Annotated in this window: 2 protein-coding genes and 2 pseudogenes; 3 read left to right on the top strand and 1 reads right to left on the bottom strand. The window is 59.7% G+C overall.

Translation table 11 applies throughout. The annotated features are described in order from the left end of the window. Positions 1 to 2150: pseudogene (locus ACW5W8_RS23365) on the top strand (curculin (mannose-binding) lectin protein); the annotation flags it as partial. Positions 2151 to 2189: 39 nt separating this feature from the next. Then, positions 2190 to 2921: a hypothetical protein gene (locus ACW5W8_RS23360; RefSeq protein ID WP_498630793.1), complete on the top strand. Its 732-nt coding sequence runs from the start codon at positions 2190 to 2192 to the stop codon at positions 2919 to 2921. 20 nt (positions 2922 to 2941) lie between these two features. Here the strand turns inward: ACW5W8_RS23360 and ACW5W8_RS23355 are convergent. Beyond that, positions 2942 to 3183 (bottom strand): annotated as a pseudogene (locus ACW5W8_RS23355) (IS3 family transposase); the annotation flags it as partial. A 167-nt stretch (positions 3184 to 3350) separates the two neighbouring features. On the opposite strand from ACW5W8_RS23355, the gene ACW5W8_RS23350 reads away from it, so the two are divergent. Next, a partial coding sequence (locus ACW5W8_RS23350) for a glucose-6-phosphate isomerase family protein (RefSeq protein WP_498630791.1) occupies positions 3351 to 3699 on the top strand: 349 nt, incomplete at its 3' end.

Below are 3699 nucleotides of genomic sequence, written 5' to 3'. Positions count from 1 at the left end.
ATAAGCTGGCCCATGAGGGGATCACCCCCAACAGCCTGACCCTGACCTGGCAAGCCGGTGGCGCGACCAAAACCGCCATCGACAACGGGGCGGGTCAGCTGACCGGCGATGCCACCGGCACCATCAATTATGTAACCGGCGATCTGGCCCTGCGGGTGGCGACCCTGCCGGATGGCGGCCAGGAGTACCAGGTTGTTTACCAGTACGGCGACCCGGACACTCAACGCTTTGACTACCCGGCCCGCAACCCGGACGGGACGATCACCCTGCAGCTGGCCAAGCAGAACCTGACCCCCAGAATGGTCTCGCTGCGCTGGAATGCCCTTTATGAGGAGGTGAAGGACGACACCGAACTGGTGATCGCTACCCGTGACCCGATCATCAGTGTGCGCGACAACGGCGCGGGCAAGCTGCTGGATGCGGCAGGGGTTGAACGGGGCACCGTTAACTACACCACCGGAAAGATCACCATCAAGCCGGATGGCCAGGGCGGCATTCCGAAAACCCGTTATGAGTGGCGCACCATCGGCACCTATGGCGATGGCCACGGCAACACCATTGCCCGCCAGCGCTGGACGTTGGTGGAGATCTACTACGTGCAGGCGGCTTACCTGTTCCCGGTTGACGACAGTGGTTGGGTCGAGGTGGAGTACCGCAGCAACAACGCCAGCAGCGCGGGCCAGGACACAGTGACAGCCACCCCGCTGGTGCTGGATATCACCCCGCGCAACGGCGAGGCGATCCTGGCCAACTCAGTGCGCTTTGCCCTGGGCGGGTCTGTCTATGTGGACAGGCAAGGGATCCTCTATCGCAACATCGACCCCGCCACCGGAGCCGGTGAGCAGGCCGGGACACTGGATTACGCCACCGGCAAGGCGACCGTCACGGTATGGAACCCCGGCGCGGTGCCAGTGCCTGCCCTGAGTTCGCTGGTCACCAGCCTGGTGGCCCAGACGGTGGATGAGGTGACATTCAGGACACCAGGGGCGCCCATTGCGCCATCCAGCCTTTACCTGAGCGGCAACACCGCGGACGGGCGCCGGTTTGAGGTGACCGCCAACGGCGATGGCACCATCACCAGCACGGATGTAACTGGCAAGGTGGACTATCAGACCGGGGTGGTATCGGTGCGCTTTGGCCGCCTGGTGACGGCTGCGGGCAACGAGGGTAAACCCTGGTTTGACCCCGATAGGGTGGTCGATGGCAAGATCTGGCGCCCCTTGTCCGTGGTGGCTGACACCATCCGGTTTAATGCGGTGGTCTATAGCTATCTGCCGCTCGATGCGGATCTGATCAAGCTGGATCCGGTGCGCCTGCCATCAGATGGCCGGGTGCCCTTCATACGCAAGGGGTACATCGTGGTGGTGCATTCCACCAAGTGCAGTGCCTTCCCCATGGGAGTACAGGCCGGGCAGCAGCTCAATACCGGGCGAGAACGGCTGGCCTATTGCCGGGTGGAGGACAAGAACGGCAAGGAGCTGGCGCCGCAGCTCTACAACGTCAACATGAACAGTGGGATAGTGACCTTGGCCAGCCCACTGAGTCTGACCGGCTATGTGGAGCCGCTGACCGTGGTTCACCGGGTCGAGGATATGAGCCTGGCCACTGATGTGGAGATCTCGGGCCGCATCACCCTGGCTCGGCCCCTCAGTCACAACTATGAGGCGGCAGATACCCTGGTCTCCAGCGCCCTGATCATCGGTGACCTGTGGGCCCGCTATGGGGTTCTGTTCGACCAACGCACCTGGACAAATAACTGGTCTGATTTTCTGATTGGCGACCCCTGCACGGCGGAATACAACGACACGGATTTCCCGATCGTGGTGACCAACCGGGCAACCCTGCAAGAGCGTTGGGCCATCATCTTCCAGACCACCACCACGTTTATTTTGGTCGGCGAGCATGTGGGCCAAATTGCGGTGGGGGACGTGAATACCGACTTTGCCCCCATCAACCCCAACAACGGCCAGCCCTATTTCAGGCTTGACCGGCGTGGCTGGGGGGCCGGTTGGGCTGTGGGCAACGTGCTGCGGTTCAACACCTACGCCGCCAATTACCCGATCTGGTTTATCCGCACCATCTTGCAATCGGTGGCTGCGGTGGATACCGACCGTTTCGAGGCCCAGCTCAGGGGCAACGTCAACCGTTAACCGGTGAGGCGTTGCGCCTTGCCCGTGGAGAGAAAAGTGATGGCTGAATACAAGGTCAAATGGTTTGCAAGCGAGATGCAGGGGGCCCCGAGCCTGGGCGATACCGCAGAGGGCGCCCTGGCGGCGCTGCTCAAGGCGGTGCTGGTCACCGGCTTTGGCACCCTGACCATCAACGCGCTGGCTTTCGATGCCGCCAAGGGGTGGGCGGTGGCGACCTTTACCGGTGGTCATGCCTATCTGCAAGACTCAGTTGTCCAGGTCGAGGGGGTATCGCCTGCTGCCTACAACGGCGAGCATCGGGTGATGCAGGTCACCGCCACTCAGGTCTGGTTTGAGATTGACGGCGGCAACCCCGGTGCCCCAGGAACGGGCGCGGCCATGACCATGAAGGTGGCGCCGCTGGGCTGGACGATCACCCACGAAAGCGGGGACGGGAAGATTTTTATCGTGCGGCCCACCAATGTCAGTGAGTCGGGGAATGTATCGTGGCGGATTGATAACAGCGCATTCACTGGCTGGACGGGCTCTAACCAGTATGGGTTTGCCTCCTATCTGGCCAAGATCACCATGGTTGAGGATGTGGTGGATATCAACACCTTTACCACTATCTATGACCATCGTTGGCCTGCGACCCAGCGCTATACGGCAAAGACCTGGGATCTGATAGGCGATAGCCAGTTCTTTTACTGGCTACCGAGCATTGGCAACTACAGCTATCAAACCGTCTATTGCACCGGCTATATCCGTTCAGTCAGACCTGAGGTGTCCTGACAAGATCGGACAGTCCCGGATCAAGCAGCCTGAGCTGTTCTCCAATACCTCTTGTTAAACTCCGCCGGGCTGACATTGCCAAGTCGTGAATGCCGACGTTGGCGGTTGTAAAAATCTCTATGTATTCCTGAATCGCTGCCTTGGCCTCCGCTCTCGTCTTGAATCTATGGTGGTGAACCAGTTCATTTTTAAGAGACCCCCAGAAGCTTTCTATCGGGGCGTTGTCGAAGCAGTTCCCCTTGCGTGACATGGAGGTCTGCATAACACAGCCTAGCGACATCAGACTCGCCGGCACCAGTCCCTCGGCGATTTGGTGGTCCGAATAGTGATGAGGCATCAGCGATGACGCTTGTGGTTAATGGATTAACCCTTTAGCTTGTTCTGGCGAGGCGCAAATGTGCCATCTGATAAAGCGTCACTGAGGAATAGATGATGATGAAGCTGATGATCCCGCCCATGGTGGATTTTGCGATCGGCAGTTTGTCCGGTGCTGAACTGGTGGAGAAGAGTACCAGGTTGGCTGATCTGTATGGCTTGTTTGCCGATCCGGCTGCTGAAGCTGAGGTTGACCCGCAAACTGTGCTCTATCGTGTGGCGATGTTGCCCAGCAGTGGCGTGGAGGGGGATCTCAACATGGGTGTCACCCATCTTGAGGCCGGCAGGATAGGGAACGAGTTTTTTATGACTCGTGGTCATATCCATGCCCGGGCCGAGCAGGCGGAGTACTACTTCGGGTTGTGCGGGACCGGCTTGCTGCTGTTGCAGGATATGGCTGGCG

Source organism: Aeromonas aquatilis (assembly GCF_054052405.1).
This window is presented reverse-complemented; position numbering and strand designations above follow the sequence as displayed.